We start from the raw sequence: 26009 nt of genomic DNA, 5'->3' as shown, positions 1-26009 counted from the left end.
AATCAGGTGGGAAATTCTACTCGTAGCTGCCGGATTACTTCCTCCACAGTCAGGCGAACCTGCCGAACCTGCTGGCCGAGGCTGCTCCAATCAGCTGTTTCGGGAGCATAGGCGGCAGCTTCCAGGTCGCGCAGTACGGTGCGCAGCTGTTTTACCTGAAGGCCATCAATGGAGCTTTTCAAATGATGCGCAGCTGCCCCCAACTGCTCCAGCTGCTGGTTTGCCAGGTGCTGCTCCAGTTCGGCTACCACGGGCGGGGTGGTGTCAATGAACAAGTTGGTGAGGCGGCGAATGAATGTTTCGTCGTTATTCGTGAGCTGCCGCAGACCGCTTAGGTCGTAAAGCGGCTCCTGGGTGGTAACAGCAGGCATAGATGGTGGGGGAGTAGACGGCAGAGTGGTGGTAGCGGCCTCTGGGTGCAGCAGGTCGGTAATCACCCGAAACAGCGCTTCTTCCCGAAACGGTTTGGAAAGGTAGGCATCCAAGCCGGCCGCCCGATACCGCTCGGCTTCGCCCTGCATGGCGTGGGCTGTGAGGGCTACCACGGGCGTGGCGGCCCGGTCCGCGTTGGGGTGTTCCCGTAGCAGGTGGGTAGTGGCCACGCCATCCATGCCGGGCATCTGAATGTCCATCAATACCACATCGTAGCGGTGCTGGCGGAACAGCGCCAGAGCTTCTGGCCCGGACGATGCCGTGTCTACCTCCAGGCCCCAGCCTTTCAGCATTACCTGTACCAGCAGCTGATTTACGGCGTTATCCTCGGTGAGCAGCACGCGGCGGCCACTCAGCCCTTGGTAGTTGGGAGCCGGACTGGGCGCTACCAGTGTGGGTGGCTGCACCGCAGTGAAGTGTAGTGCGAAGCGGAAGGTGCTGCCGTGGTGCAGGCGACTTTCGGCCGTCAGCTCACCGCCCAGCAATTCTACCAGCCCGCGGGAAATACTTAGCCCTAGCCCCGAGCCGCCATACTCGCGGGCAGTGCTGGCCGAGGCCTGGGTGAAGGGTTCAAACAACTGCTGCAACTGCCCAGACGATATGCCAATGCCCGTATCCAGTACGGAAAAGAGGAATTGGGGCGACTCATGGGGGGCACTGAGCTGCTTGCACACCAGTAACACCTGGCCCTTTTCGGTGAATTTGATGGCGTTGCTGAGTAAGTTAAGCAGAATCTGCCGGAGGCGGTACGGGTCGCCCAATACCCAGATGGGGCCGGGCTCCGGGGGCAGCTGCAGGCGCAGGCCAATGCCTTTTTCGGTAGCCCGGGGCATGAGGGCCTGGCAGCTGGCCTTAAGAACTTCCTGCAGCTCAAACGGCACCGTTTCCAGCTTTACCCGCCCGGCACCCAGTTGCGCCATGTCCAGAATATCGTTGATAACAACCAACAGGTTCTCAGCTGAATGACGGATGTGGTGCAGATAGTGCCGCTGGTCGGTGGTCAGGTCCGTTTTCGAAAGCAACTCCGCCAAGCCCATAATGCCATTCATGGGCGTCCGGATTTCGTGGCTCATGTTGGTGAGAAACGTCTGGCGGGCTTGGGCATTCTGTTCGGCTACCTCTTTAGCCTGTTGCAATGCCTGTTCCGTCTGCTTCAGCTCTGTAATATCATTATCCACGCCCAGCACCTGCACGGTGCCATCGGCCAGCACAAAAGGGCGCTTCACTGTTCGGAACCACCGCAGCCGGCCCTGTGCATCGGCGAAGGTATCTTCCATATCCAGCTCCTGCCGGGTACGGAGCACTTCCTCATCCTGCACTTGGTGGCGCTGCAGGTCCGGGAAGCTCTTGAGCAGATCAACGGCCGATGTTTGGAGCAGGGCTTCGTTGGAGAGGCTGTACAGCTGGGCCGTAGCCTGGTTGGCCAGAATATAGTTGCCGCTGCTGTCCTTGAGGTAAATCAGGTTGGGAACCGTATCGATTACCTGACGGAACAGGCGGTTCTGCTCGGCTAGGCGGCGGTTGGCCGAGCGGCGCTGCTCATCGGCAATCTTCCAGCGGGTAATATCTTCCGCCGAGCCCACAATCTGCGTTACGCGGCCCTGCTCGTCGCGGGCAAAGGCCGTATTGCTGATGCGCAGCCAGCGGATGGAGCCGTTGCGGTGGTGCAGGAAATACTCCAGATGCAGAATCTCGCCATCCGGGCAGTTCGCTACTTCTGCAAAGTGCTGCTGCAGCCGTTGGGCCTCGGATTCTGGCATAAGGCTGGGAATCATGCGGTTGCCCATAGCCTTTAGTTCCTCCTCCGTGTAACCTAAAGTGGTTTCTACAAAGCGGTTACAGTAGATGTTCGACTCGGTAAGAACATCGTAGATGTAAATCAGATTGGGGGTGGTGTTGGTGACGCGTTCCACAAACAGCCTGCTCTGCCGGAGCTGTTCTTCCGTTTCCCGCCGTTCCGTTACATCAGCTGCCGAGCCAACCAGCTGCCACACAAATCCGTTAGGGTGACGGGTGAAGCAGGTGCTTTTTAGGTTCAGCCACCGCCATGAGCCGTTGCGGTGCCGGAAGCGGTACTCCGAACTCATCACCTCCCCATCCTGCATCAAGTGGCGTCGGCGACCTTTTGATTGCGAAATCAATACATCATCGGGGTGGACCAGCAACTCCCCCATGGCAGAGCCCATGGCCAGAATCTCCTCAGCACTATACCCCAAAATGACTTCTACCTGCTTATTACAGTACTGAATACTGTGAGTTGGCAGATCGTAGATGAAAACGATATTGGGTACCGTATCGTTGATGCGGGCCGTAAACAGTTGGTTGCGTAGCAAATCGGCTGTTGCCCGGCGGCGCTCGGTAATAGTAGTCAGGTACAGGTTTACTTCCTGCTCTTCGGGCAGCGGCGCAATAGTCCAGAGGTAGAACTCCTCGGCCAGCGGGTGCTCTACTGTACGAGGCTGACCCGCTGCCAGGGTCTGGCTGATTTCCTGCTGCAGCCAGTGCCGACAGGCGGCCTCCGTGGGTTGCGCCAGGGCCGCCAGCACAGGAGCCGCCGCCGGGTTGGAATACAGAGCTCGGCCGCACTGACTGAAGCGAATGATAGGCTGGGGGCTTTGCTCCGCCAGTTGGCTCAGTTCCTGCACCCGCCGCTGGGCCAGCTGCTGCTGGGTTACATCCTCGTAGCTCCAGATATGGAGCACCGTCACGCCGTTCTGCACTACCGGCAGATAGTCCTGCTGCATGATCCGGCCGTCGCGCAGCTTCACCAGCACGCCGCTGCTGCGCTCCTGGGCCGCTACCAACTGCTGGTTTTGCGCCAGAATGGCCTCCGGATCAACTAACTGCCCACATTCGCGCACGAGCCGCCCGGCGGGCTGGCCGGTATAGTAAGTAGCTTCGTGTGGCAAATGAAACAGGTCGCACATCCGCTGGTTGATGAGCGTGACGAGGTGGTCCTGGTTTTCCGCCAGAATAGCCGTGGTCATCGTCTGGAGCAGGGCGGCAGCCTGTGCCGCCGAGGCTTGGGAGCGGGCCCGCAGCTCCGTCAGTTGCTGGTTAGCTTCGGTACAGGCCGTACGGGCGGCAAGCGCGGTGCGCTGGGCATGGCGTAGCTGCCTGCCCCAGTGCCGATGACTGGTTGAACTCATAGCATATGGAAAAGAACCTGAATCAACGAATCCGGACTTCGTTGTTCTGAACCATACGGTAAATAGTTGACTTTCCGATTTGCAGCTTGGCGGCTACCTGCAAAATATTTCCGTTGTGGGCATCCAGATACCGCTGCACAATGGTAGACATCTGGGTGCGCAGCGACTCATTGCCGACCACGGCAGTATCCGGCTGCGTGCCTTGTGGGTGGCGCAACGGCAGATCCTGAGGCTGAATCTGGTCGTTTTCGGCCAGTACGGCGGCCAGCTCCACCACGGCTTTCAGCTCGCGCACGTTGCCCGGAAAGGCGTAGTGCAGCAGCTTCTGCCGGGCCGCGTCGGAGAGAACACACGTTACCATGTTGTTCTGGGTGCAGAACTCCTGCAGAAATGCATCGGCCAGCAGCAGCACGTCCTGGCCCCGCTCACGCAAGGGTGGCAGCAGGATGGGCAGCCCCAGCAGGCGGTAGTACAAATCCTCCCGGAACCGCCCTTCTTTTACTTCCTGGCCCAGGTCGCGGTGCGTGGCTACCATCAGGCGGGCATCAAACGGAATGCGGGTGTTGCCGCCTACGCGGGTTACTTCCCGTTCCTGCAGCACCCGCAGCAGTTTGGCCTGCAACGCCAGGTCCAGCTCCGAAATTTCATCCAGAAACAGGGTGCCTTTGTGTGCTTCCTCAAACCGGCCGATCCGGCGGCCCACGGCCCCCGTGAAGGCCCCTTTCTCGTGGCCGAACAATTCGCTTTCAATCAGCTCCCGCGGAATAGCCGCCACATTTACGGCTACAAAGGCAGCTTCACGACGCTCTGAGCGGAAGTGAATGGCTTTAGCTACCAATTCCTTACCCGTTCCCGTTTCGCCACTGATGGAAACGGTTATGTTGGTGCGGGCGGCTTTATCAATGAGGGTGTAGAGTTGCTGAATCTGGGTGCTATTGCCCAGAATGGCACGTTGGGGGTCATATTTATGCCCGATCTGCTCTTTCAGCCGGGTGTTCTCCTGGCGCAGAGCCAATTGCTTGCGGATGTTGCCAACCGTATTCCAAAGGCGGTCAGCTGTTTCTTCATCCTTCACCAGATAGTCGAAAGCCCCTTGGCGGAGCAGGCCGATAGCCGTGCGCACATCCTCCTGTCCCGAAATGACAATAACGGCTACTTCCGGCAAACGCTCCTGAATCTGGAGGAGCACCTGGTCGCCTTTGCCATCGGGAAGGGAGTAGTCCAGAGTGATAATGTCGGGTTTCTCGTGCAGGTGCTGCAGGCAGGATTGGGCGGTAGTGAAGCGCCGGATGGTATAATCGGGGTTCTGGGCAAGTTTATATTCCAGTAGTTCGCCATACCAGGCGTTATCTTCCACAATGAAGATGGTAATGGGTAATGCAATGCTCATAGCTCAGCAAAGAGAAAAGGAAAGGACGGGTACACAGCACAACGAGTTACCATTTGACGGTAAAACAGTCTGGTGGTTTTTGTTTTTGGGAAAGTGGGCGAATCTGCGAGTATAGGAGGGTTTTTTCTGGGATACTAACGTTTCTCTATTTAGGAATAATTGTTCCGATTTGAAACTATATACGGAAACTTAATATTACTCAAAACATTGATAATCAATTACTTGAAGTGAAAAATAAGAATTGGTAACCTTCTTGCCAACTACTCTGCTGGTTGTCAGGTGTTTGACGCCAATTCTTCCCCTAATTTTCACTTGTACATGGTTCAGTTCTACACAACCGCCACCCGGCGCTGGATTTCCACCTTTTGCGCAAGCTTGTTTGCCCTAAGTCAGGCATCCGGGCAGGGGACTACTCCACCTATTTATTCTAATTCCGGGAATTCAGGAGCTACTCCTATCATCGACTGCAACACGGTCCTGAACATTACCACCTGCTTTGGGTCGGTAAGCAACCCGGGGTACGCCACCGATGCCGATTTTACGACGGCTGCCACCATGAATGTGCCGCTGAGTGTGCTGGTGACCAAAACGCTGAAGCTGCGCATGGACATGGATGGTTTGGTGCCAGCCGGGCACCGGGCCGGTATCATGGTAGAGCGCGACGGCGGAGTGTTGAATCTGGTGGGCGTTAATGCTGCTTCCCTTATTAAAATCCGCACATACCTGAGCGGCAACGGCGGCAGCTCCCAGCTCCAGGAAACTAAAATTGTGGATGCGAATCTGGCGGCGGTGCTGTTGGGTTCATCCACTGGGCCTACTCCACTGGAGTTTACTGCTGAGCTGCCCTTCGATCAGATTGAAATTGAAGCGGCTTCATTGGTATCGTTGGGCTACAAGCTGAAGGTGTATTACGCCTACGGTATCGGTACCAACCAGATTACCACGGCCAAAGGTTATGTGTCGCGTTTTGCAACGCCTTCGGTTGCTAACTACAGCACCCAAGCAGTAGATAACGGGATTACCGTCTGCGTGAATTCCAACGTAAGCAACCCGGTTAACGCCGTGGACACGGACCTGACCAATTACGCCACCATGGGTGCGCTGTTGGATCTGAGCTGCCCTACCACGCTGCAAACGCAGCTGGAAGGCACAGCCCCTGCCGGCTACTACGCCGGTTTCGTGCTGGGCAGCGGCGGCCTGCTTGATGCCAGCGTGCTGTCGGGCCTGCGCCTGACTACCTATTTGGGCAATACCGTGCAGGAAACCGGTACGGGTGCCGGCCTCCTGAGCCTGAGTGTATTACCCGGGGGCAAATACCACATCCGGATGGCGGCAACCAAGCCGTTCGACCGGGTTGAAATCCGGCGTGTGAGCCTGCTGGGGGCCTTGGATAACCTGCGGGTATACTATGGCTTCGGGCTGGAGCCCCGCGTATTCCGCGACCAGGCTGCCCGTATTTCCAGCTTTGCTGCTCCTACGAGCCGCCACCAGGTAAATGGCAGCCTGCTGTGTGCCAACTGCGGTATTTCCAATCCAGAGCTTGCTGCCGACGAGGACCTCACCACTAACTATGCGTCCTACAATGCCACGCTGGCCGTGGGAGGAAGTACGCGGCTGAAATTGCAGCTGAACGGCCCGGCCAAAGCCGGCAACCGCGCCGGAGTGGTACTGGGCCTGGGAACCGGCCTGATTGACGCGCAGCTATTGTCCCGCATTCAGGTGAGCACCTACACGGGGGTTGCCAAAGGCACCGGTACCGATGGCTCGCAACTGGTAGAAACCATTGCCGATCCGTCGTTGGTTACGCTGGAGTTGCTGGCAAATGGCAAGCAGGAACTGTCGTTCCGCACGACGCGTGACTTCGATTGGGTGGAAGTGGTGCTGACTAACGGTATTGCTGCACTGGCCGATACGCGCATCTATTACGCCTTTGCCGAGGACACTCCTTCGGGCTTCCCTTCTTCTATCACGCCGCCGGTAAATTCCCCGGTTACCCTCACCTCCTTTAAAGCGGTAAGCAGCGACGGCGCCATTGACGTAAGCTGGCAGACCAGCGCAGAAGCCAACAGCAGCCACTTTATTGTGGAGCGCTCTTTGTCGGCAAACGGAAATTTTCAGGACCTGGGCCGGGTAAACGCTGCCGGTAACTCCACAACCACCCGTCAGTACCTGTTCCGCGACTATGATGGCGTTTCGCTAAACGCACCAAATCTGTACTACCGTCTGCGGCAGGTTGATTTAAATGGTCAAGAAACCTACTCGAACGTTATTTCAGTGTCGTTGCGGCCCCCGGTAATTGTGTTTGAACTGTACCCGAACCCCGCTTCCAGCACGGAGCAGGTACGCATGAAAGTGCCCGGTCAGGTGGGGGCTAAATATCAGGTTGCCGTGTACAATCAATTGGGCAAAGAAGTAAGCCGGCAAACGGTAAGCGGTGCCCGGGCTTCCATGTCGGCCGGCAGCCTCACGCCCGGTTTGTATCAGGTAACGCTGTTGGACAAAGCTGGTCAGCGCATCGGCACGCAGCGTCTGGTTGTCCAGCAATAACCGTTAAGTCCTTTATCTATACATATCCACCCTACTATCCCTATCGTTCGTTGTACGAAAATCCCCGCTGTTGCAGGTCAGCGGGGATTTTCATGTTTAATGGGTACGCGAAAAGCAGCGCAGACAAAGTCTGCGCTTGAGCCTGCTATCGGGCACGGATAGGGAGATAAACGTGCCCTGAAACACGAGCAGAGGGTTCTATATGGGAGTCGAAGAAAGCAAGGGTAAAGGAATTGGTAGCGGACTTTGCAGGGCGGCTATATAATTATGGCATTTTTGGAAGAAGGTAGTACAATACTTTCAGGAAACTCGCATTTTGTCAGGGCTTTCCCACTTCGGAAAATGATAATCTTCCGGTAACGTACAGCCGGGATTGAAGCTCCATTTTTGCGGTTGGAAAGCGGCTTCCTCCTATCTCTTTCACCTCTCCAACCAACCACACCTTTCTCTACATGCAGCGTACCATTACCCGTTTCCTCAGCCTAGCCCTGCTTACCAGCGTGGCCGTTTCCTGCTCCAAAGATGCCGTGGTACCCGCCGGTAGCCCCAGCGCTTCCTCGCAAAGTGCCGATGCTACTGCCACGCGCGACAGTAACCTAGCCATGGGCAACCCCAGCGGGGCCACCACCAGCACCAGCAACTACACCAACTATCTGATGAGCAAAACGCAGTTCGCCATGTCGTACCACCGCGACCGAGGCATTCCGAACTGGGTTAGCTGGCACCTGAGCAGTGCCTGGCTGGGCAGCACTGCCCGTCAGGATAATTTTGCGGCCGATGCCACGTTGCCATCAGGATGGTACCGTGCGGGTAGCAGCAGCTACAGCGGTTCCGGCTTCGACCGGGGCCATAACTGCCCTTCCGCCGACCGTACGGGCTCGGTAGCTGATAACTCCGCTACCTTTCTGATGACCAATATGATGCCCCAGGCTCCGAACAACAACCAGCGCACCTGGGCTAACCTGGAGAACTACTGCCGTACGCTCGTGAATGCGGGCAATGAGCTGTATGTTATCTGCGGAAGCTATGGCAAAGGAGGCACCGGATCCAACGGTTACGCTGCCACCATTGATGCTGGCCGCATCACAGTGCCCGCCCGTTGCTGGAAGGTAATTGTGGTGTTGCCCGTGGGTACCGGCGACGCTGCCCGGGTAACCACTAGCACCCGTGTTATTGCCATTGATACGCCCAATGATAACTCGCTAAGCACCACTTGGGGTACGTACCGGACTACGGTAAATGCCATTGAGGCTGCCACGGGCTACGACCTGTTGTCAGCGGTATCTTCAACGGTGCAGACTACCGTGGAAGCGCGGGTTGATAACGGCCCGACTAGCTGAGTTGTCCTGCTTTTGTTCTCAACGAGCCCGGCCGTATACGGCCGGGCTCGTTACGTTACTGCGGAGTGATACTTCTCTCCGCAGGGCTGATATTTCCTTTCGCCGATATAAATGCATCACTCATCTTTATTTTTCTGTTACTTAGTCTAATAGCGGTAGCCCTGCCCGATAAAACCCCGTAGTTTTGCAGTGAGTGAAGTGAAAAAGGAAGCTATGTGCTGAGGAACCAGAGAAGCCGCGCTGCAACGCGGCTTCTTGCTTTACTGCTCATTGATAATAGTTTCATAATCGGTCCATAACCCGGTGCTAATCTGGATTTAGGAATTTGGTATCGGAGAGGCGGCCCCTGTTGGGCCAGCCGTGGCTGATGTCTATGGATTTGCTATCTGATTCACATTCGGTATTTGCTGGTGACTTCGGGCGCCGTTCCGCCGATTTGCTGCGGCCGTTGTGGCAGCGGCTGGCCCAGTTGCGGGAGTTGCAGCACCTATATGAGCGAAGCCGGCACCTCACGGGCCGCGAGTTTATCGGGCAGTTGCTGCACGACCTGAACATTACGATAGAATACGACCCCGCTGAACTGCGTCGGGTTCCGGTTCAGGGAGCCTTCGTGGCCCTAGCTAACCACCCCTGTGGCATGCTGGATGGCCTTGTGCTACTGTACGTGCTGGGGGGAGTGCGGCCCGATTTTGTGGCGGTAGCCAACGACGTACTGGCCCCGCTGCTGGCTAACCTACCCAACCAGTTGACCCTCGTTAGCCCCGAAAAAAATCAGGCCCGTCGGAACGTGCCTAGAGTGCGCCGGTTGCTGCGCTACCTGCACAACGACGTGCCGCTGGGCCTGTTTCCGGCGGGAGAAGTAGCGCACCGGTCGGCTCCTTTCCGGCCCGCGCTGGATCCTCACTGGAATCCTACGGCTGGTCGCCTGCTGGAAGTGGCCCGGGTACCGGCTCTACCGGTCTGGTTGAGTGGGCAGAATAGCACTTCATTTAACCTGCTGGGGCTGGTTCACCCGCTGTTGCGAACGGCACGCCTGCCGGCCGAACTCCTTAACAAGCGCGGCCACACGGTGCGCGTCCGGATTGGGAAGCCTGTGGCTGCTGCCGAGCTGGGCCGCCTGCCGGCTCCTGACCGTTTGGCTTATCTGCGGGCTCGGGTATACGCGCTGGGCTCTCCGTGGGAAGTGGCGGCCAGTACGCTGTTCCCTGCCTTGCCACCTGCCGCTGTAGTGCCTGCGCTATCGGCGGGACTGTTAGAAGCCGATATCAACACGCTACGCCCCAGCCGCTGCCTGCTGCGGTGCCGCAACTGGGAGGTGTACGTGGCGAAAAAAGCGGAAATACCGCATGTAATGCAGGAGATTGGTCGGCTCCGGGAGCTCACGTTCCGGCGCGAAGGAGAAGGGACCGGGCAGGCGTCCGACCTGGATCAGTACGATGAATACTACCGCCATCTGTTCCTGTATGATCGGGCCACCAGGCAGCTGGTGGGAGCATACCGGGTGGGGCGGGGTCGCAGCATTCTGCGCGAATTCGGCAAGCGGGGCTTCTATCTGCACTCGTTATTCCGCCTCAGAAAAGAACTGGCTCCGCTGCTGCGTGAGTCGCTGGAGCTGGGGCGTTCCTTTATCCGGGCCGAGTACCAGAAGCAACCGCAGCCCCTGGCCCTACTCTGGAAGGGCATTGCTGAGTACATTGCCCGCCACCCCGAGTACCGTTACCTCATCGGTCCGGTAAGCATCAGCAACCGGTTTTCATCCGCTTCGAAAGCCGTAATGGTGGCCTACCTGCAGGCTCATTTTTCCGATGCCGCGCTGGCACCCCTGATAAGTCCTCGTAAGCAGTTTCGCTACCGCCCGCTTGATCATTCGGCCCAAGCCGACGTACTCCAGGCCGGCCTCCACGACCTACAGGATTTACAAAAGCTGATTGCCGGTCTGGAGCCGGGTGGGAGCGGGGTGCCCGTGCTGCTGCGGCAGTATCTGAAGCAGAATGCCCGCATTATCGGGTTCAACCTCGACCCACGGTTCAGCAACTGCCTCGATGGCTTTATGGTACTGGACGCGCGCGAATTGCCGGCACGTACGCATCACCTGCTAAGCCGCTACCCAGATGCACCGCTACCAACGACATAAAAAACGTCCCGGCTGGCGCACACATGTGGCCGGCCGGGACGAAAAGCAGGGTCAGGGGATTAAGGCTAGTTCTCCCCGCCGGCTATACCAACGTTGCCCTCAGCTGGCTGGCTGTTCATGTAAGAGCGAAACGACATAGCGGCCTCGCTGGCCATGGAGTTGGCCTGGGCCGTAACCCGGCGGTCATTACGGGTTTTTTCATTGTTCCGCTCCGTCTGAAGCTGCAGGCGGTACTCGTCAAAAGCTACCAACTGGTCGGGTTGCTTAGGATCGGGAGCCACTTGGAATGAGCCTACCGTGTAGTTGTAGCCATTGTCGTTGGCCTGGAACACGAAATCAAAACGTACGGTCACCGGCTGGTCTTTGCCTTTTGCATCAAGCTGCTTCAGCGTGCCGGTGCCCGTAATACGGATAGAGCCGGCGGATTCTACCGCTTTCAAACCAGATTTGGGCGCGTAAGAGAACTTGTTTTGCGCCCAGTCCAGTGCCCGATTGTAGAGGGCCAGCTTCCCGGAGCCTTCTGCCGGCACCCGCTCACTGTATTCTACCGGAGCGGGCGTATTCGTTTGAGCCATGGTATTTGGCGCAAGTGCCAGCATCCCTCCTAACAACAAACCTAGTAGCACTTTTTTCATGGTGTTATGCAAAAAAGAAGAAAAGCCAGCGGCAAAACTATTGAACAACAAAAGTAAGCGACTTGAATGAGCTTGGATAAAAGGGGGGGTATTATGAATATGTTAAGATAAGTAAAAGCCAGAGTATCCGCAACGGATAGCAGTGAGTGGCGGTAGTCTATGTTGCGAAATCATGAATTTTCTCTCCTCCGTCCGTCCTACTCTACTTACTATAGCATACGCGGCGATTTAATATTGTATTATTCCTGACTAGTCACCTATTGTAAGGTGGCTGAGTCCAGTAGTTAACAGGAGTAAAAAGCAAAGATAGGTAGCAATTCAGTAACATGCCAAATAGAATTATGGAGTTGAAAATATCTGAAAGACAGTTATATAGATGCAAGGTTCTTTGGGTTGTTCTAAGAGGTACCATAGAGTAGCGTAACATTTTAGTAATATTAGATTAAGTTGAATTGTCTTGGTGAAGCAAATAGAAGTAGTACTTTTGCGACGTGCTTCACCTCATTCAACACAAGCTGATGGAGCGCGGGACCTTCCATGAGAGCGTCCTGCGAAATGACCGGAAGGTTGTTTCGCCCGCTGACTCTTTCGTTTTTATTGGTTTTGCCCTTTTTGCCGCTTCGGTTTTTGAAGCGGTTTTTTTGTGTCCAGTCGTTTCGGTTGGTGCAGTTGAAGCAGCCTCTCTCTCTTTCACATTTTCTGATCCTTTCCCCACACTGGTATCCACTATGAACGACAACACCATCCTGTCCCATCAGATGGTAGCCGCCGCTTCGGCCGCCACCCGCAAGTACGTGGAGTCGGAAGGTTTCTAACGAAAAGCTGACAACGAGAAACAAAATTCCGAAAACCCGTTTTCCACCCAACGGCGGAAACGGGGCGGGGTGGTACAAAGAGCGGGGTGATAGAAATCAGGGGGGATTCTGACATATATGTCGGTCCGCAAATTGGCCACCCCGCGTTTCGGGTGTTTTGATAACTAGTAATTAGTTGCCCCGGCTTTAGCCGCTGGTAGCGTACTCATCTGATTTTGTTGGCAGTCAGCTTCGGTAAAAGGGCTGGCTGCCGGCAAAATCACAGCCTTTTAAGACCTATGCAACTCGGCAAACTCACGCTACAGAATCCGGTGTGCCTCGCGGCGGCCTCATGGCAGCTGGATGGAACGGGCTACGAGCGTCTGGGGGCTATTTTCACCCGCACCGTCACGATGGAGCCCAAGCCCGGACTCTACGAAGAAGGCATCTGGCAGGTGAACGAGCAAACCCTGCTCAATGCCACCAACATGCGCACCGAAAGCGCCGAAATTCTGGTGCAGGAGCACTTGCCCAATCTGCGGCGCTACGGCGTGCCGGTATTCGTGAGCATCACGGCCCCTGGTATTCCCGGCTTCCGCAAGATTGCGCGCTTCCTGGCCCGCGAAGCTGGCAGCCTGATTGCCGGCGTAGAAGTCTACATTGCCCAGCCTGATACCGGAAAGGGGGAAGAACTCAGCGCCCGATTTGTCCGCGAAGCCACCCAGGCCGTGCGCAATGAGCTGAGCCCCGAGGCCGCCGTCATTGTGAAGCTGCCGCCGTGGCCCGAACATATCCGGGGCTTGGCGCTGGGGGCACAGGAAGGCGGAGCCACCGCCCTAGCCGCTACCAACCTGCTTAAAGCCCTCCACCTGCCCGACGATGCTACAGCTGCTCCGTTGGCCGGTGGCCTTTCCGGCGAAGCACTGCGGCCGGTGGCCCTGCGCTGCGTCTGGGAACTGGCCCACGATGAGCGGATTACCCTGCCTATCTTCGGGACGGGCGGAGTATTCACGGCCAGCCACGTGACGGATTACCTGCGCTGCGGCGCGTCTGCCGTGCAGATTGCAAGTGGGGAGTGGCTGGAACCCGGCCTCACGGCCCGCCTAGCTACCGAGTGCGGCCATTTGGTTCCGGCCAGCCTGTAGCGCAGTAGCGCGAAGCCTTTGCTTCGCTTGTAGTTGAACAGCAATAGATGGAGCTGTTTGGCAGTAATTGTTCAGCATCAGCCACCTTACGCGAAGCAAAGGCTTCGCGCTACATCCCACCCACCCCATGCAAACCCTCCTGAACCGAGTACAAGCCGCCCACACGCTGCTCTGCGTGGGGCTCGACCCCGTGGGCGACGATGCCCAGGTAGCCCGCCGCCTGGCCGAGGTGATTGACCAGGCCAGCGAGTACGCCGCCGCCTTCAAACCCAACCTGGCCTTCTTCCTGAGCCGCGAAAACGGGGTGCAGCTGCTGCGCGAAACCGTGCAGCGCGTACCGGAGGGTATTCCGGTGATTCTGGATGGGAAGTTCGGCGACATTGCCAACACCGCCGACCACTATGCCCGTTTCGCCTACGACGTGATTGGGGCCGACGGCGTGACGGTGAACCCCTACATGGGCGACGACGCCATTGTGCCCTTCGCTCGGCCCGGCAAGCTGGTGTTTGCGCTGGCCAAAACCTCCAACAAGCCCACTCACTCCCTGCAGGATGTGGCCCTCACCCGCGGCGGCTCCCTGGCCGACTGCGCCGCCCGCGTGGCCCGGCAGCTCGATGAGCAGCACGGCGGCATTGGGCTGGTGGTAGGCGCTACCAACCCCGAAGCCGTGGCCCGCCTGCGCGCCCTCTGCCCCGACCAGTGGTTCCTGGTGCCCGGCGTAGGTGCCCAGGGCGGCGACCTGGCCGCCACGCTACGCGCCGGCCTGCGCCCCGATGGCACCGGCCTGCTCATCAACACCTCCCGCGCCCTCTGGCAGGCCGAAAACGCCGCCGCTGCCGCCCGGGAACTGGTGGAGCAAATGAATCAGCTGCGGCCGATGACGGTGTAACCCTGAACGTCATTCCGAGCTTGCGAGGAATCTCGCGTGCTGACGTTGCCACAGTAATTGTCATGCTGAGCTTGCCGAAGCATCTCTACCGCTTCGTTTGGCTGGCATTGCAACGAAGCGGTAGAGATGCTTCGGCAAGCTCAGCATGACGTTCTAGATTGTCCTTTTCTCCATATCACAATAGAGTGCCTCCCTTGACTTCCCCCCAAATTACCTTCACCCCCGAAACCCTGGAGCAGCAGCTGTTGCAGGAAGATGCGCTGCTGCGCGGGCACTTCCGGCTGTCGTCGGGCCTGCACTCTGATACTTACGTGCAGTGCGCCCGGTTCCTGCGCCGCCCCGATTTGGCCGCCCCGGCCGCGGCCGAGTTGGCCCGCCGGATTCAGGAGGCCGGCTTGCAGCCCGATGTGGTGGTAGGCCCGGCCATGGGCGGCGTGGTGATTGGTTACGAGCTGGCCCGGCAGCTGGGCGTACCCGGCATTTTCACGGAGCGCGACGATGCGGGCCAGATGACGCTGCGGCGCGGCTTTACCATCGAGCCCGGCCAGAAAATTATCATTGCCGAGGATGTGGTGACTACCGGCAAGAGCACCAACGAGGTAGCGCGGGTACTGACGAGCCTGGGGGCAAAAGTTTTGGCTGTGGCCAGTTTAATTGACCGCACCAGTGGGAAAGCTGACCTTTCTTTTCCGAACTTTGCCCTGCTGCCGGTCACGGCGGCTACCTACGCACCCGATGAGTGCCCGCTGTGCCGGGCAAACATTCCGGTGGTGAAACCGGGCAGTCGGCCCGATAAAGCGTTTTCTTAAACCTACCGACGGCGGCAACCGGCCCCGCGGCAAGGCATTTTCGGCGTACCCCGGGCGGGTATGCTTCCTCACGATGGCAATTTCGCCAGGCGTGGGAAACCCGAAAAATAGACAAACCTCCCTCTTTTGGAATCTCCCCAAAGAACCATACAGCTGCTGCTTAAGCCCGGCCAACACGACGGCGAGGGCCAGCGCGTAGCCGAAGCGGCCCACCGCCACCTCGGCCTGCACACCGGCCGCGTGCAAAGCACCGCCCTCTACACGGTGCGCTACCCCCTCACCGACCAGCAGCTGCGCGACTTCGCTACCCACTGCCTCCAGGACCCGGTGCTGCACGAGGTAGCCCTCGACGAGTTCCGCCACGGCGCCCACTACCAGAGCTACATCCTCGTTGCCAAGCTGCCCGGCGTGACCGACGATGAAGGTATTTCGGCCCAGAACGCCCTCGGCGACTTCCTCAACGAGCCGCTCGACACCCATACCCAGCACATCTTCTCGAAACGGCTTTACTTCCTCGAAGAAGCCCTGCCCGAAAGTAGTCTGCGCCAACTTGCGCAGGAACTGCTGGGCAACAAGCTCATCAACCGCTTCGAAGTCGGCCCCATTGCCCAGATCCGCGACTACACGCCGCGGCCGGGCGGTGGGGCCGAATCGGTTACGGAGACGGTGGGGCTGGTGGGCCTCTCGGATGAGGAGCTGCTGAAGCTGTCGAAAGACAATCTCTACGCCCTGAACCTGGAGGAAATGCGCGCCGTGCGCGACCATTACACCAGCATCCGGGAAGAGCGCCAGGCTGCCGGCCTACCCCAGGACCCGACGGACTGCGAGCTGGAAATCATTGCCCAGACGTGGTCGGAGCACTGTAAGCACAAGGAGTTTTCGGCCCTGATTAAGTACCGGGACGCCGATACGGGCGAGGAATTCGAGGTAGATTCCTTGTTCAAAACCTACATCAAAGACGCCACCGCCGAGGTGGACCGCCAGCTGCGCGCCAACGGCAACGACTGGCTGATTAAGGTGTTCTCGGACAATGCCGGGGCCGTGCGCATCAACCCCGAGTCGTTGTTTGTGTGGAAGGTGGAAACCCACAACTCGCCCTCGGCCATCGACCCCTACGGCGGGGCCATTACGGGCATTCTGGGTAACAACCGCGACCCGCTGGCCACCGGCATCGGGGGCGCGCGGCTCTTGTTCAACACCAACGTGCTGTGCTTCGGCAACCCCGAGTTCAGCGGCACGCTGCTGAGCAACCAGCTGCACCCGCGTCGCATTTTTGAAGGCGTGCGCAAGGGCATCGAGGATGGTGGCAATAAGTCAGGCGTGCCCACTGTGAACGGCAGCATCGTGTTTGATGACCGGTACGCCGGCAAGCCGCTGGTGTACTGCGGCACCGGGGCCGTGATGCCCATGCAGCTGGCCGGCCTCGATTCGTGGGAGAAGAACATCGACCCGCAGGACCGCATCATCATGGCCGGCGGCCGGGTGGGCAAAGACGGTATCCACGGCGCTACCTTTAGCAGCATCGAGCTGGACGAAACCTCGCCCGCCACGGCCGTGCAGATTGGCTCGCCCATCACCCAGAAGCTGGCCATGGATTTCCTGCTGCTGGCCACGCGCCGCGGCCTCATCAAGTGCAGCACCGACAACGGCGCGGGCGGCTTGTCGTCGAGCATCGGCGAGCTGGCTACCATCAGCGGCGGGGCCGTGGTGGATCTGGAGCGCGTGCCGCTGAAGTACCCCGGCCTGCGGCCCTGGGAAATCTTTGTGTCGGAGTCGCAGGAGCGGTTTTCGCTGGCCGTAGAACCCGCCAAGCTGGACGAGCTGCTGGCCCTGGGCCGGGAAATGGAAGTGGAGCTGACCGATATCGGCTACTTCACCGCCGACGGCTACCTCGACGTGCGCTTCGCCGGTGAGCCGGTAGCCCACCTGGATATGCACTTCCTGCACGACGGTGTGCCGCGCAAAGTGCTTGAAGCCGAGTGGAGCAAGCCCATGGCGCAGGAGCCCGCGCTGGCTCCTGCCACCGACTACACCGACGTCCTGACCCGCCTGCTCGGCAGCCTCAACATTTGCTCCCGCGAGTCGGTGATTCGGCAGTACGACCACGAGGTGAAGGGCCGTACCATCATTAAGCCCCTCATGGGCGCTACCGGCCAGGCCCCGCAGGATGCGGCCGTGGTGCGCTTCAACTTCGAGAGCTGGGAAGGCGTGGCCGTGAGCAACGGCATTCTGCCCCGCTTCGGTGATTTGGACGCCTACCACATGTCGGCCGGCGCGTTTGACGAGGCCGTGCGCCAGATTGTGGCCGTGGGCGGCAAGCTGCCCAACCTGCGCTACGGCGACGGCAACTTCTGGTCCGTAAACGACAACTTCTGCGTGCCCGATTCGGTGTACGACGCCGTGGGCAACCCCGACGGCAAGCAGAAGCTGGCCAAGCTGGTGCGCATGTGCCAGGCCCTGCGCGACGCCACGGCGGCCTACTGCATCCCGCTTACTTCGGGCAAGGACTCGATGAAAAACGACTTCAAAGCCGACGGTGTGAAGATTTCGGTGCCGCCCACGGTGCTGTACTCCATGACGGCCAAGCTGGAGGATGTGCGCCGCACCATCACCTCCGACTTCAAGCAGGCCGACGACGTGGTGTACCTGCTGGGCGAAACCTACGACGAACTAGGCGGCTCGGAGTTCTACCAGCTCTTCGGCGAGCTGGGCGCGAACGTGCCCCAGGTGCGCTTCGAGCAGGCCAAAGCCCTCTATGTCCTGGTGGGCGAGGCCAACGACCAGAACCTGATTCAGAGCTGCCACGACCTGTCGGATGGCGGGCTGGCGGTGGCGCTGGCGGAGGCCACGTTCGGCTACGGCTTCGGGGCCGAGGTGGAGCTGCCGGAAGAGTTGCCGGTGCACGTGCAGCTGTTTTCGGAGTCGCACTCCCGGTTTGTGGTTACGGTGGCTCCCGAGGATGTGGTGGCCTTCGAGCAGCACTTCGGCGCGCGCGCCACACGCCTAGGCCGGGTAACCCAAGACGGACAGTTGACCATGCGCTACGGCGGCCAGCCGGTTATTTCGGCCAGTACGGCAGCCCTGCGCCATGAGTGGACCAACGGTCCGGTAAACCGCATTATCGGCTTCGGCCACCCCGAAACCGCGCATTAATCATGGAACAGACCCCCCAACTGCCGGACCAGCACACGCCCCCGCGCCCCCAGCACGACGACCCCGGCCACGAAATCGTGAACCGCGAAGGCCAAATTGTGCTGCCCGGCTACAAAAGCGTGGACCCCGGCCACGAATCCGCCGAGCCGCTGAAAAGCAAACCCGAACAACCTAAGCACCAGGCACCAGGCACTAAGCATCAAAAAGTGCAGGCGCTCATCCTGACCGGTTTTGGTATCAACTGCGAGGAGGAGTTTGCCGCCGCCTACCGGCTGGTAGGGGCCGAGGCTACCATCGTGCACCTGAACCAGGTGCTGCACAGCCACGTGAGCATCCACGACTTCGACATCCTGAACTTCCCCGGCGGCTTCTCCTTCGGCGACGACCTGGGCTCGGGCGTGGTGCTGGCCAACAAGCTGCGCTACCGCCGCAACGCCGAGGGCCGCACCCTGCTCGACGATATCAAGGAGTTTGTGGCCGGCGGCAAGCACGTGCTGGGCATCTGCAACGGCTTCCAAGTGCTGGTGAAGCTAGGCCTGCTGCCCGACCTGAGCGGCACCGTCACGCCCGAAGTAACCCTGACGCACAATGCCTCAGGCCGCTACGAGGACCGCTGGGTGAAGCTCACCGTTAACCCCCGCGCCACCACGCCGTTCCTGAAGGGCCTGACGACGCTGGAAGTGCCCGTGCGTCACGGCGAAGGCCGCCTCATCATCCAGGACGAAGCCACCCGCGCCGCCATTGAGGCCCGCGGCCTGAACTGCCTCACCTACGCCGACTTCGACGGGGCTCCCACCAACGTGTACCCCTTCAACCCCAACGGCGCCGACCTGAACTGCGCGGGACTCACCGACACCACCGGCCGTGTGTTCGGCCTGATGCCGCATCCCGAGGCTTTCCTCTCGCTCTACAACCACCCCGACTGGGCCCGCCGCAAGCGCGCTACTCCCGGCCTGATTGAGGAAGGCGACGGGGTGTGGCTGTTCCGGAATATTGTGGAGCATGTGCAAAGCCAACGCCCAGCCCCCGTAGCGCATCCAGCAGCCCACCAGTTTTCATCCTAACGAGCCGCCTGCCAGCCTCGCCGGTCGACACCTATTTATATGAACACGCTCAACCACTTCGATACCCCCCAACTCGAACTCCTGCACCGGGGGAAAGTCCGTGACTCGTACCGCGCCCCTTCCGGCGAGCGGCTTATCGTGGTAACCGACCGGTTGTCGGCGTTTGACTCGGTGCTGGAAACGCCCGTGGCCCACAAAGGCGCGGTGCTGAATGGGCTGGCCGCTTTCTGGTTCGACAAAACCCGGCACATCATCCCGAACCACGTTATCAGCCTGCCCGACCCGAACGTGACGCTGGCTCAGGAAGCCGAGCCGATTCGGGTGGAGATGGTGGTGCGCCACTACCTCACGGGCTCCATGTGGCGCGGCTACCAGCAGGGCCAGCGCAGCTTCTCGGGCGTATCGGTGCCCGATGGCCTGACCAAGCACCAGCAATTCCCCGAGCCCATCGTAACGCCCACCACCAAGGAAGAATCGGACCGCGAGATTACGCCCGAGAACCTGGTGGCGGAAGGCTGGGTATCAGCGGAGCTTTATGAGCAGATGCGGGCGAAGGCCCTGGAACTGTTCAACTTTGCCTCGCAGTGGATGGCCGAGCGCGGCATCATTCTGGTGGACACCAAGTATGAGTTCGGGCTGCGGAACGGGGAGCTGATCCTGATTGACGAAATCCACACGCCGGATTCGTCGCGCTTCTGGAGCGCCGAGGATTACGCTGGGAATCCGGAAACAGCCGAGCAGATGGATAAGGAGTACGTGCGCCAGTGGCTTATTGCCAACAAGCAGGACGGCCAGTATCCCCGCGCCCTCACGCCCGAAGTATCCGCCGAAGCCACCCGCCGCTACCTCGATATCTACGAGCGTATCACAGGCGCTCCGCTGCCCACCGGCAACGGAATTACTCCCGGCGGGGACGTACAGGCCCGACTCGTGGGCAACTTAGTGCGTGCTGGCATCATGAAAGAAGTTATCTGAAATGGATTCCTATCAGGCAAAAAAGCTGGTAACCGACTACATCGAAGCGTACAACCGCTTTGATGTGGCCGGTATGATGGCGCCGCTGCATGACGAGGTAACATTTCGGAACGTAGCTGGCGGAGAAGTCAGCCTGACCACCCACGGTAAGGCAGAGTTCCAAGCTCAGGCCGAGCAAGCCAAGCAATATTTCTCCCAACGGGAACAGCGCGTTACCGACTGGCAAATAGCCGACAACCGCGTGGAAGTGCTCATTGACTACTCAGCCGTGGCGGCTATGGACTTTCCCAATGGCCTGAAGACTGGCGACACGCTGCAGCTGCAGGGTAAGTCGGTGTTTCAGTTTGCCGATGGGAAGATTATTGCCATTGACGATATTAGTTAGAAAACCCTGCGGACCTCTGCGGGAACCAACACTAGAACGACACCGTGACAAATTCAAAACCCATAGTACTCCTCGGCGGCGGGGGCCGTGAACACGCCATGGCGTGGAAGCTGGCCCGCGACGGCGCCACCGTGCACGTGCTGCCCGGCAACGCCGGCATCCCCAACAGCCACCCCGAAATCAGCGCCACTGACTTCCCGGCCATCAAAACCTTTTGCGAAGAAAATGGCGTGAAGCTGGTGGTGGTAGGCCCAGAGGCCCCGCTGGCGGCGGGCGTAACCGACTTCTTCCAGGGCTCCGATATCCGGGTGTTTGGGCCGGGTCGGGCGGGGGCTACGTTGGAAAGCTCCAAGGTGTGGAGCAAGGATTTCATGCGTCGCCACGGCGTGGCGACGGCCCTGTCGTGGCAGTTCCGCAGCGACAAGATGGAAGCCGCCCGCGCCAAAGCCGCCGAGCTGAACGGCGACGTGGTGGTGAAGTTTGACGGGCTGGCCGCCGGCAAAGGCGTGTACGTGTGCTCCTCGGTAGAAGAAGCCCACGCCGCCCTCGATGATTTGGCCCGCCTGCACAGCGGCTGGTTTAGCTTCTTGCTTGAAGAAAAGCTCACCGGCCCCGAAATCAGCATCATTGGCATCACCGACGGCAACCGCATCCGGCTGCTCAGCCCCTCCCAGGACCACAAGCAGCTGCTGGCCGGCGACCAGGGCCCCAACACCGGCGGCATGGGTGCCTACTGCCCCGTCCCGTTCGCCGACGACAACGTGCTGGCCGCCATCCGCACCGATATTGTGGACCCCACGCTGCGCGGGCTGCAAAACGAGCAGTTCGATTTCAACGGCTTCCTGTACTTTGGCATCATGCTCACGCCCCAGGGCCCGAAACTGCTGGAATACAACACCCGCCTCGGCGACCCCGAAGCCGAAGTGCTACTGCCCGCCCTGGAGAGCAGCCTGCTGGAGCTGATTGAGGCCACCCTCGATGGCACGCTGCAGCAAACGGTAGTGCGCCAGCGGCGCGGCCACTACGTGGGCGTGGTGCTGGCTTCGGGCGGTTACCCCGCCGCCAGCTTCCCAACCGGCTTCCCCATCACCGGCCTCGACCAGCTGCACCCCAGCATCCTGGCTTTCCACGGCGCCACCAAGCGCACCGAAACCGGCGAGCTGGTAACCAACGGCGGCCGGGTGCTGGTGCTGGTGGGCCACGGCGAGGAGCTGGAGGACGCCGTACAGCACGTGTACCGCGAGGCAGAAAAAGTGAACTTCCAGGATGTGTACATCCGCACCGACATCGGCCAGCGGCCGGAACCGACCCTTGCAGGCAACTGGTAACCATAGCACCCGCAAAGCGCGCCTGGCCATTCTGCTGTCGGGCCGGGGCTCCAACATGGTGGCCCTGGTAAACGCCGTGCAACACGGCGTGCTGCAGGAGCTGGCCGAAGTAGCCGTGGTATTCAGCAACGTGCCCGACGCGCCCGGGCTGGCCACGGCCGCCGCGCTGGGCTGCCCCACCGCCAGCCGCAGCAGCCAGGGCCGCAAGCGGGCCGAGTTCGACGCCGAGGTGGTGGACGTGCTGCGCCAATATCAGCCCGATTACGTGGTGCTGGCCGGCTACATGCGCATTCTGTCGCCCACGTTTATCCGGGCGTTTGCGGGCCGCATCCTCAACATTCACCCCGCCGACACGCACCAGCACCAGGGCCTGCACGCCTACGAGTGGGCCTTCGACAACCGCCTGCCCGAAACCAAAATCACGGTGCATTTGGTGGACGAAGGCCTCGATACCGGCCCCATCCTGGCCCAGCACCCGGTGAACCTGCGCGGAGCCGACACCCTGGCTGAAGTGGAGCGCCGCGGCCTGGCCGTGGAGCACCGCGTGTACGCCGAAACCCTGGCGCAGCTCATCAAGCAGCAACTGGCCCCAACAACAGTTTCTGCAGCGGCTGCGGCCACCGTTCATTCAACGCCATTGTCGTCTGGCTCCCCCTCTCTGCAGGAGAGGGGGCCGGGGGGTGAGGCGAATCGTTAGAACATCACCACCCCACCCACCACCCCCAGCGGCCCGGCAACGGGCAACTGACAACTGACAACTCAACATGTGCGGAATAGTAGGTTTTTACGGTCCTGATGATGTTGCGCACGATATCGTGTTCGGCCTCACCGCGCTCCAGCACCGCGGCCAGGATGCCGCCGGCATTGCCACCTTCGACGACAACTTCCACCTCTGCAAGGGCAACGGGCTCATCTCCGATGTGTTCCGCCCCAAGCAGCTCAAGAAGCTGAAGGGCAACATCGGCATCGGGCACGCCCGCTACACCACCCAGGGCTCCGGTGATGCCGAGCTGGCGCAGCCGTTTACCACCAGCTACCCGTTTGGGCTGTCGATGGTGCACAACGGCAACGTCATCAACTTCCGCTCGGCCGCCAAGCGCCTGCATGAGAAGTACCACGTGCTGCCCAAAACCAGCAACGACCTGGAGCTGATCATGTACACCTTCGCCTCGGAGCTGCGCCTGAAAAACCTCGACAACCTCTCGGTTATCGACATTTTCGACGCCGTGGAGACGACGCAGGAGCTGGTGAAGGGGGCCTACGCGACTATCACCATCATTGCCGGCCACGGCCTGCTGGCCTTCAACGATCCGCTGGGCATCCGGCCGCTGGTGCTGGGCCGCCGCGAAACCGAGCGCGGCCCCGTCTTCGCCTTCGCCTCCGAAAGCACCTGCTTTGATTACTTAGGCTTTGAGTTCGTGGAAAACGTAGGCCCGGGTCAGGCGGTGTTCATCGACAAGGATTTCAAGGTGCACCACAAAAACCCGCAGGAGCAGCCGAAGAACTTCTGCGTGTTCGAGCACATCTACTTCGCCCGCGAGGATTCCACCATTCATGGCCGGCTGGTGGCCCGTGAGCGGGTGCGGCTGGGCAAGATGCTGGCCAAGAAGGTTATCGAGTCGGGTATTCAGCCGGATATGGTGATTGACGTGCCGTCGTCGGGCTACTTCTCGGCGTCGGGGCTGGCCGAGGCCATTGGCGTGCCCTACCGCCGGGCGCTGGTGAAGAACAACCACATGGGCCGCTCTTTCATTGTGAGCAGCCAAGCTGGCCGCGAGGACATCGTCAAGAAAAAGCTCAACCCCATCCGCGAGTTTGTGGAAGGCAAAAAAGTGGCCGTGGTCGATGACAGCATCGTGCGCGGCACCACGTCGCGGCGCATCGTGCGCATTCTGCGCGAAGCCGGGGCCGCCGAGGTGTACTTCATCAGCAGCGCCCCGCCCATCATTGCGCCCTGCATCTATGGCATCGACATGGCCATGAGCACCGAGCTGATTGCGGCCAACTACACGGAGGAGGAAATCTGCCGTTACATTGAGGCCGACAAGGTGATTTACCAGTCGGTGGAGGACTTGCAGGCGCTGTTTTCCGAAGAGAAAGGCCACGGCGGCAGCTGCTTCGCCTGCTTCACCGGCCAGTACCCGACAGGCGACGTGACCAAGTACCTGCGCCACATCCAGGAAGAACGCCAAAGCCACCGCACCGACAAAAAAGGCCCCGACGTCATTCCGTCCGTGAGTGCAAAAGCCCCCGAGCCGACTGAGCATTAGTATGCTGAATGATACGAGAACTAGAAGCTAAAAACTAGTTCCCCTCCTTGGAAAGGAGGGGTTAGGGGTGGTTGACAATCGTTGAACATCATCTAGCTCTAGTTCTAATACTCGTTCTGACGTTCGTCAACCACCCCTAGCCCCTCCTTTCCAAGGAGGGGAACTAGCCTCTAGCTTTAACCTAGCCCCCCGCATGTCATCTGACTTCAAAGCCACCGCCGGCTACTCCATCGAAGAAGGCAACGCCGCTTCCAAGAACGCCTACCACTGGGCCCAGAAAACCTTCAGCACCCGCGCTGGTAAGCCCGGCGAGCCGGCCCAAGACCTGGCGGGCGGCTTCTCCAACGAAATCCGCTTTGGCGCGGAGCGGCTGGGTATCGGCTCCGACGGTATCGGGACTAAGATTGAGGTGGCCGAGCGCCTGGACCGCTACGATACGCTGGGCTACGACCTGATTGCCATGGTGGCCGACGACCTGATAGTGGCCGGTTTCGTGCCCACCAACCTCTCGAACATCATCGACGTGAATACCCTCAATTACGAGGTGGTGGACGAGCTGATGCGCGGCCTGCACGACGCCGCGCAGTTCAGCCAGATTGCCGTAACAGGCGGGGAAATTGCCGAGCTGGGCAACCGCATCGGCGGCTACCCCGGCGCCAAAATGAACTTTAACTGGTGCTCCACGGCCGTAGGGGTGCTGCACCCTAGTTTGGAGCGCCCCTTGAGCGGGGCCAACGTGCGGGCCGGACAGGCCGTGGTGGCGCTTTACTCGCCCTCGTTCCGCTCCAACGGCTACTCCCTGGCCCGCCGCGCCCTCACCAAAGCCTTCGGGGAGAAGTGGCACGAAGCGCCGTATAGCCAGGCAGCGGGTACGCATGGGGAAGCGGATGAGGCCAGCAACCAGCAACTGACCACCGCCAACGCCAACACCTGGGGCGAGGTAATGCTGGCTCCCTCGCTCATTTTCGCGCCGGGCGTGGCGGCGGTGCTCGATGCGGGCCTGCCCCTGCATGCGGCGGCGCACATCACCGGCGGCGGTATTGCCGATAACTTCCGGCGCGTGCTCAAAAGCGGGGTAGGAGCGGAGCTCGACAACCTGTTCGCCCCCCTGCCCGCTATGCAGCAGCTGGCCGAGCTGGCTGGCATTACGCCCACGGAAGCCTATCTCTACTGGAATATGGGCAACGGCATGCTGCTCGTAACGGAGCCCGAGCAGGCCGAAGCCGTAGCCGAAACCCTGCGCGTCCAGGGCTACCAGGCCCAGGTAGCCGGCCGCATCACCCCGGAAACCGACGTGGTATTGCGCGTAGGTGCCGGCGAGCTACGCTACGAAGCATAGCGGCTGCGGAGCCGGTCTGGCCCGCCGCCCCATTTTTTCCTGATGAATACCAAGCCCCCAGCGTCCGTACCGATGCTGGGGGCTTTTGCGTGCCGCCTGATGTTGTGACCGGGCAATTATAGGGCTCAATGGTTTATCCAGCTGGGGTAGAGTAGTGATGTCAAAGATTTATTTTTTTGAAAAATAGCCTTCAAAAAGAGGGGAGGGTAAGATGGTAATTGTAGCTAATAA

18 protein-coding genes are annotated in these 26009 nt (G+C 59.8%); 15 read left to right on the top strand and 3 right to left on the bottom strand.

Translation table 11 applies throughout. From position 1 onward, the window contains the following. Positions 1-2 precede the first annotated feature (2 nt). A complete protein-coding gene (locus HSW_RS19935; RefSeq protein WP_044003468.1) occupies positions 3-3581 on the bottom strand; it encodes a PAS domain S-box protein in 3579 nt (1192 codons plus the stop codon). 22 nt (positions 3582-3603) lie between these two features. Further along, the gene (locus HSW_RS19930) at positions 3604-4971 is read right to left on the bottom strand and encodes a sigma-54-dependent transcriptional regulator (RefSeq protein WP_044003466.1); all 1368 of its coding nucleotides are present in this window, start codon (positions 4969-4971) and stop codon (positions 3604-3606) included. Between the two features lie 318 nt (positions 4972-5289). On the opposite strand from HSW_RS19930, the gene HSW_RS19925 reads away from it, so the two are divergent. From HSW_RS19925 to HSW_RS19915, 3 genes are all read left to right on the top strand, one after another. Continuing rightward, positions 5290-7518: a T9SS type A sorting domain-containing protein gene (locus HSW_RS19925; protein WP_044003465.1), complete on the top strand. Its 2229-nt coding sequence runs from the start codon at positions 5290-5292 to the stop codon at positions 7516-7518. A 452-nt stretch (positions 7519-7970) separates the two neighbouring features. Beyond that, entirely contained in the window at positions 7971-8858 is an 888-nt protein-coding gene (locus tag HSW_RS19920; protein WP_044003464.1) for a DNA/RNA non-specific endonuclease, read from the top strand. 373 nt (positions 8859-9231) lie between these two features. Then, entirely contained in the window at positions 9232-10992 is a 1761-nt protein-coding gene (locus HSW_RS19915; protein WP_197031917.1) for a lysophospholipid acyltransferase family protein, read from the top strand. 65 nt (positions 10993-11057) lie between these two features. Here HSW_RS19915 and HSW_RS19910 read toward each other — a convergent pair whose 3' ends face one another. After that, the gene (locus tag HSW_RS19910) at positions 11058-11567 is read right to left on the bottom strand and encodes a DUF4468 domain-containing protein (protein ID WP_044003463.1); all 510 of its coding nucleotides are present in this window, start codon (positions 11565-11567) and stop codon (positions 11058-11060) included. A 551-nt stretch (positions 11568-12118) separates the two neighbouring features. Here HSW_RS19910 and HSW_RS24430 point away from each other — a divergent pair. The 12 genes from HSW_RS24430 (at position 12119) to HSW_RS19855 (ending at position 25778) form a co-directional block, all read left to right on the top strand. Further along, the gene (locus HSW_RS24430; protein ID WP_155833074.1) at positions 12119-12442 is read left to right on the top strand and encodes a hypothetical protein; all 324 of its coding nucleotides are present in this window, start codon (positions 12119-12121) and stop codon (positions 12440-12442) included. A 278-nt stretch (positions 12443-12720) separates the two neighbouring features. Continuing rightward, positions 12721-13566, top strand: coding sequence for a dihydroorotate dehydrogenase (locus HSW_RS19905; protein ID WP_044003462.1), 846 nt, complete (start codon positions 12721-12723; stop codon positions 13564-13566). Between the two features lie 127 nt (positions 13567-13693). Further along, entirely contained in the window at positions 13694-14455 is a 762-nt protein-coding gene (pyrF, locus tag HSW_RS19900) for an orotidine-5'-phosphate decarboxylase (protein ID WP_044003460.1), read from the top strand. 194 nt (positions 14456-14649) lie between these two features. Beyond that, positions 14650-15264 (top strand): orotate phosphoribosyltransferase, encoded by a 615-nt coding sequence (gene pyrE, locus HSW_RS19895; RefSeq protein ID WP_081768515.1) that lies wholly within the window; start codon positions 14650-14652, stop codon positions 15262-15264. A gap of 126 nt (positions 15265-15390) precedes the next feature. Next, a complete protein-coding gene (locus HSW_RS19890; RefSeq protein ID WP_044003459.1) occupies positions 15391-18417 on the top strand; it encodes a phosphoribosylformylglycinamidine synthase subunit PurL in 3027 nt (1008 codons plus the stop codon). 2 nt (positions 18418-18419) lie between these two features. Next, positions 18420-19481: a phosphoribosylformylglycinamidine synthase subunit PurQ gene (locus HSW_RS19885; protein ID WP_081768514.1), complete on the top strand. Its 1062-nt coding sequence runs from the start codon at positions 18420-18422 to the stop codon at positions 19479-19481. Between the two features lie 39 nt (positions 19482-19520). Then, positions 19521-20456 (top strand): phosphoribosylaminoimidazolesuccinocarboxamide synthase, encoded by a 936-nt coding sequence (locus HSW_RS19880; protein WP_044003458.1) that lies wholly within the window; start codon positions 19521-19523, stop codon positions 20454-20456. Between the two features lies 1 nt (position 20457). After that, on the top strand, positions 20458-20841 hold the full coding sequence (locus HSW_RS19875; RefSeq protein WP_044003456.1) for a nuclear transport factor 2 family protein: 384 nt from the start codon (positions 20458-20460) through the stop codon (positions 20839-20841). Positions 20842-20885: 44 nt separating this feature from the next. After that, on the top strand, positions 20886-22169 hold the full coding sequence (gene purD / locus HSW_RS19870; RefSeq protein ID WP_197031916.1) for a phosphoribosylamine--glycine ligase: 1284 nt from the start codon (positions 20886-20888) through the stop codon (positions 22167-22169). Beyond that, the gene (gene purN, locus HSW_RS19865; protein WP_231501325.1) at positions 22153-22866 is read left to right on the top strand and encodes a phosphoribosylglycinamide formyltransferase; all 714 of its coding nucleotides are present in this window, start codon (positions 22153-22155) and stop codon (positions 22864-22866) included. Before purD ends, purN begins: the two co-directional genes overlap by 17 nt. A 67-nt stretch (positions 22867-22933) precedes the next feature. Further along, positions 22934-24439 (top strand): amidophosphoribosyltransferase, encoded by a 1506-nt coding sequence (gene purF / locus HSW_RS19860; protein ID WP_044003455.1) that lies wholly within the window; start codon positions 22934-22936, stop codon positions 24437-24439. Between the two features lie 193 nt (positions 24440-24632). After that, positions 24633-25778 carry an AIR synthase-related protein gene (locus HSW_RS19855; protein ID WP_052346660.1) on the top strand — a complete coding sequence of 382 codons (1146 nt, stop codon included), beginning with the start codon at positions 24633-24635 and terminating at the stop codon, positions 25776-25778. Positions 25779-26009 lie beyond the last annotated feature (231 nt).

Source organism: Hymenobacter swuensis DY53 (assembly GCF_000576555.1).
Lineage (GTDB): Bacteria > Bacteroidota > Bacteroidia > Cytophagales > Hymenobacteraceae > Hymenobacter > Hymenobacter swuensis.
Note: the sequence above shows the minus strand (reverse complement) of the source record. Positions and strands in the feature narration are given on the sequence as shown.

Excerpts from the sequence above, each read along its gene's own strand:
- HSW_RS19935 (WP_044003468.1), bottom strand. The coding sequence starts at position 3,581 with ATGAGTTCAACCAGTCATCGGCACTGGGGCAGGCAGCTACGCCATGCC.
- HSW_RS19930 (WP_044003466.1), bottom strand. The coding sequence starts at position 4,971 with ATGAGCATTGCATTACCCATTACCATCTTCATTGTGGAAGATAACGCC.
- HSW_RS19925 (WP_044003465.1), top strand. The coding sequence starts at position 5,290 with ATGGTTCAGTTCTACACAACCGCCACCCGGCGCTGGATTTCCACCTTT.
- HSW_RS19920 (WP_044003464.1), top strand. The coding sequence starts at position 7,971 with ATGCAGCGTACCATTACCCGTTTCCTCAGCCTAGCCCTGCTTACCAGC.
- HSW_RS19915 (WP_197031917.1), top strand. The coding sequence starts at position 9,232 with ATGGATTTGCTATCTGATTCACATTCGGTATTTGCTGGTGACTTCGGG.
- HSW_RS19910 (WP_044003463.1), bottom strand. The coding sequence starts at position 11,567 with ATGGCTCAAACGAATACGCCCGCTCCGGTAGAATACAGTGAGCGGGTG.
- HSW_RS19905 (WP_044003462.1), top strand. The coding sequence starts at position 12,721 with ATGCAACTCGGCAAACTCACGCTACAGAATCCGGTGTGCCTCGCGGCG.
- pyrF (WP_044003460.1), top strand. The coding sequence starts at position 13,694 with ATGCAAACCCTCCTGAACCGAGTACAAGCCGCCCACACGCTGCTCTGC.
- HSW_RS19885 (WP_081768514.1), top strand. The coding sequence starts at position 18,420 with ATGGAACAGACCCCCCAACTGCCGGACCAGCACACGCCCCCGCGCCCC.
- HSW_RS19880 (WP_044003458.1), top strand. The coding sequence starts at position 19,521 with ATGAACACGCTCAACCACTTCGATACCCCCCAACTCGAACTCCTGCAC.
- HSW_RS19875 (WP_044003456.1), top strand. The coding sequence starts at position 20,458 with ATGGATTCCTATCAGGCAAAAAAGCTGGTAACCGACTACATCGAAGCG.
- purF (WP_044003455.1), top strand. The coding sequence starts at position 22,934 with ATGTGCGGAATAGTAGGTTTTTACGGTCCTGATGATGTTGCGCACGAT.
- HSW_RS19855 (WP_052346660.1), top strand. The coding sequence starts at position 24,633 with ATGTCATCTGACTTCAAAGCCACCGCCGGCTACTCCATCGAAGAAGGC.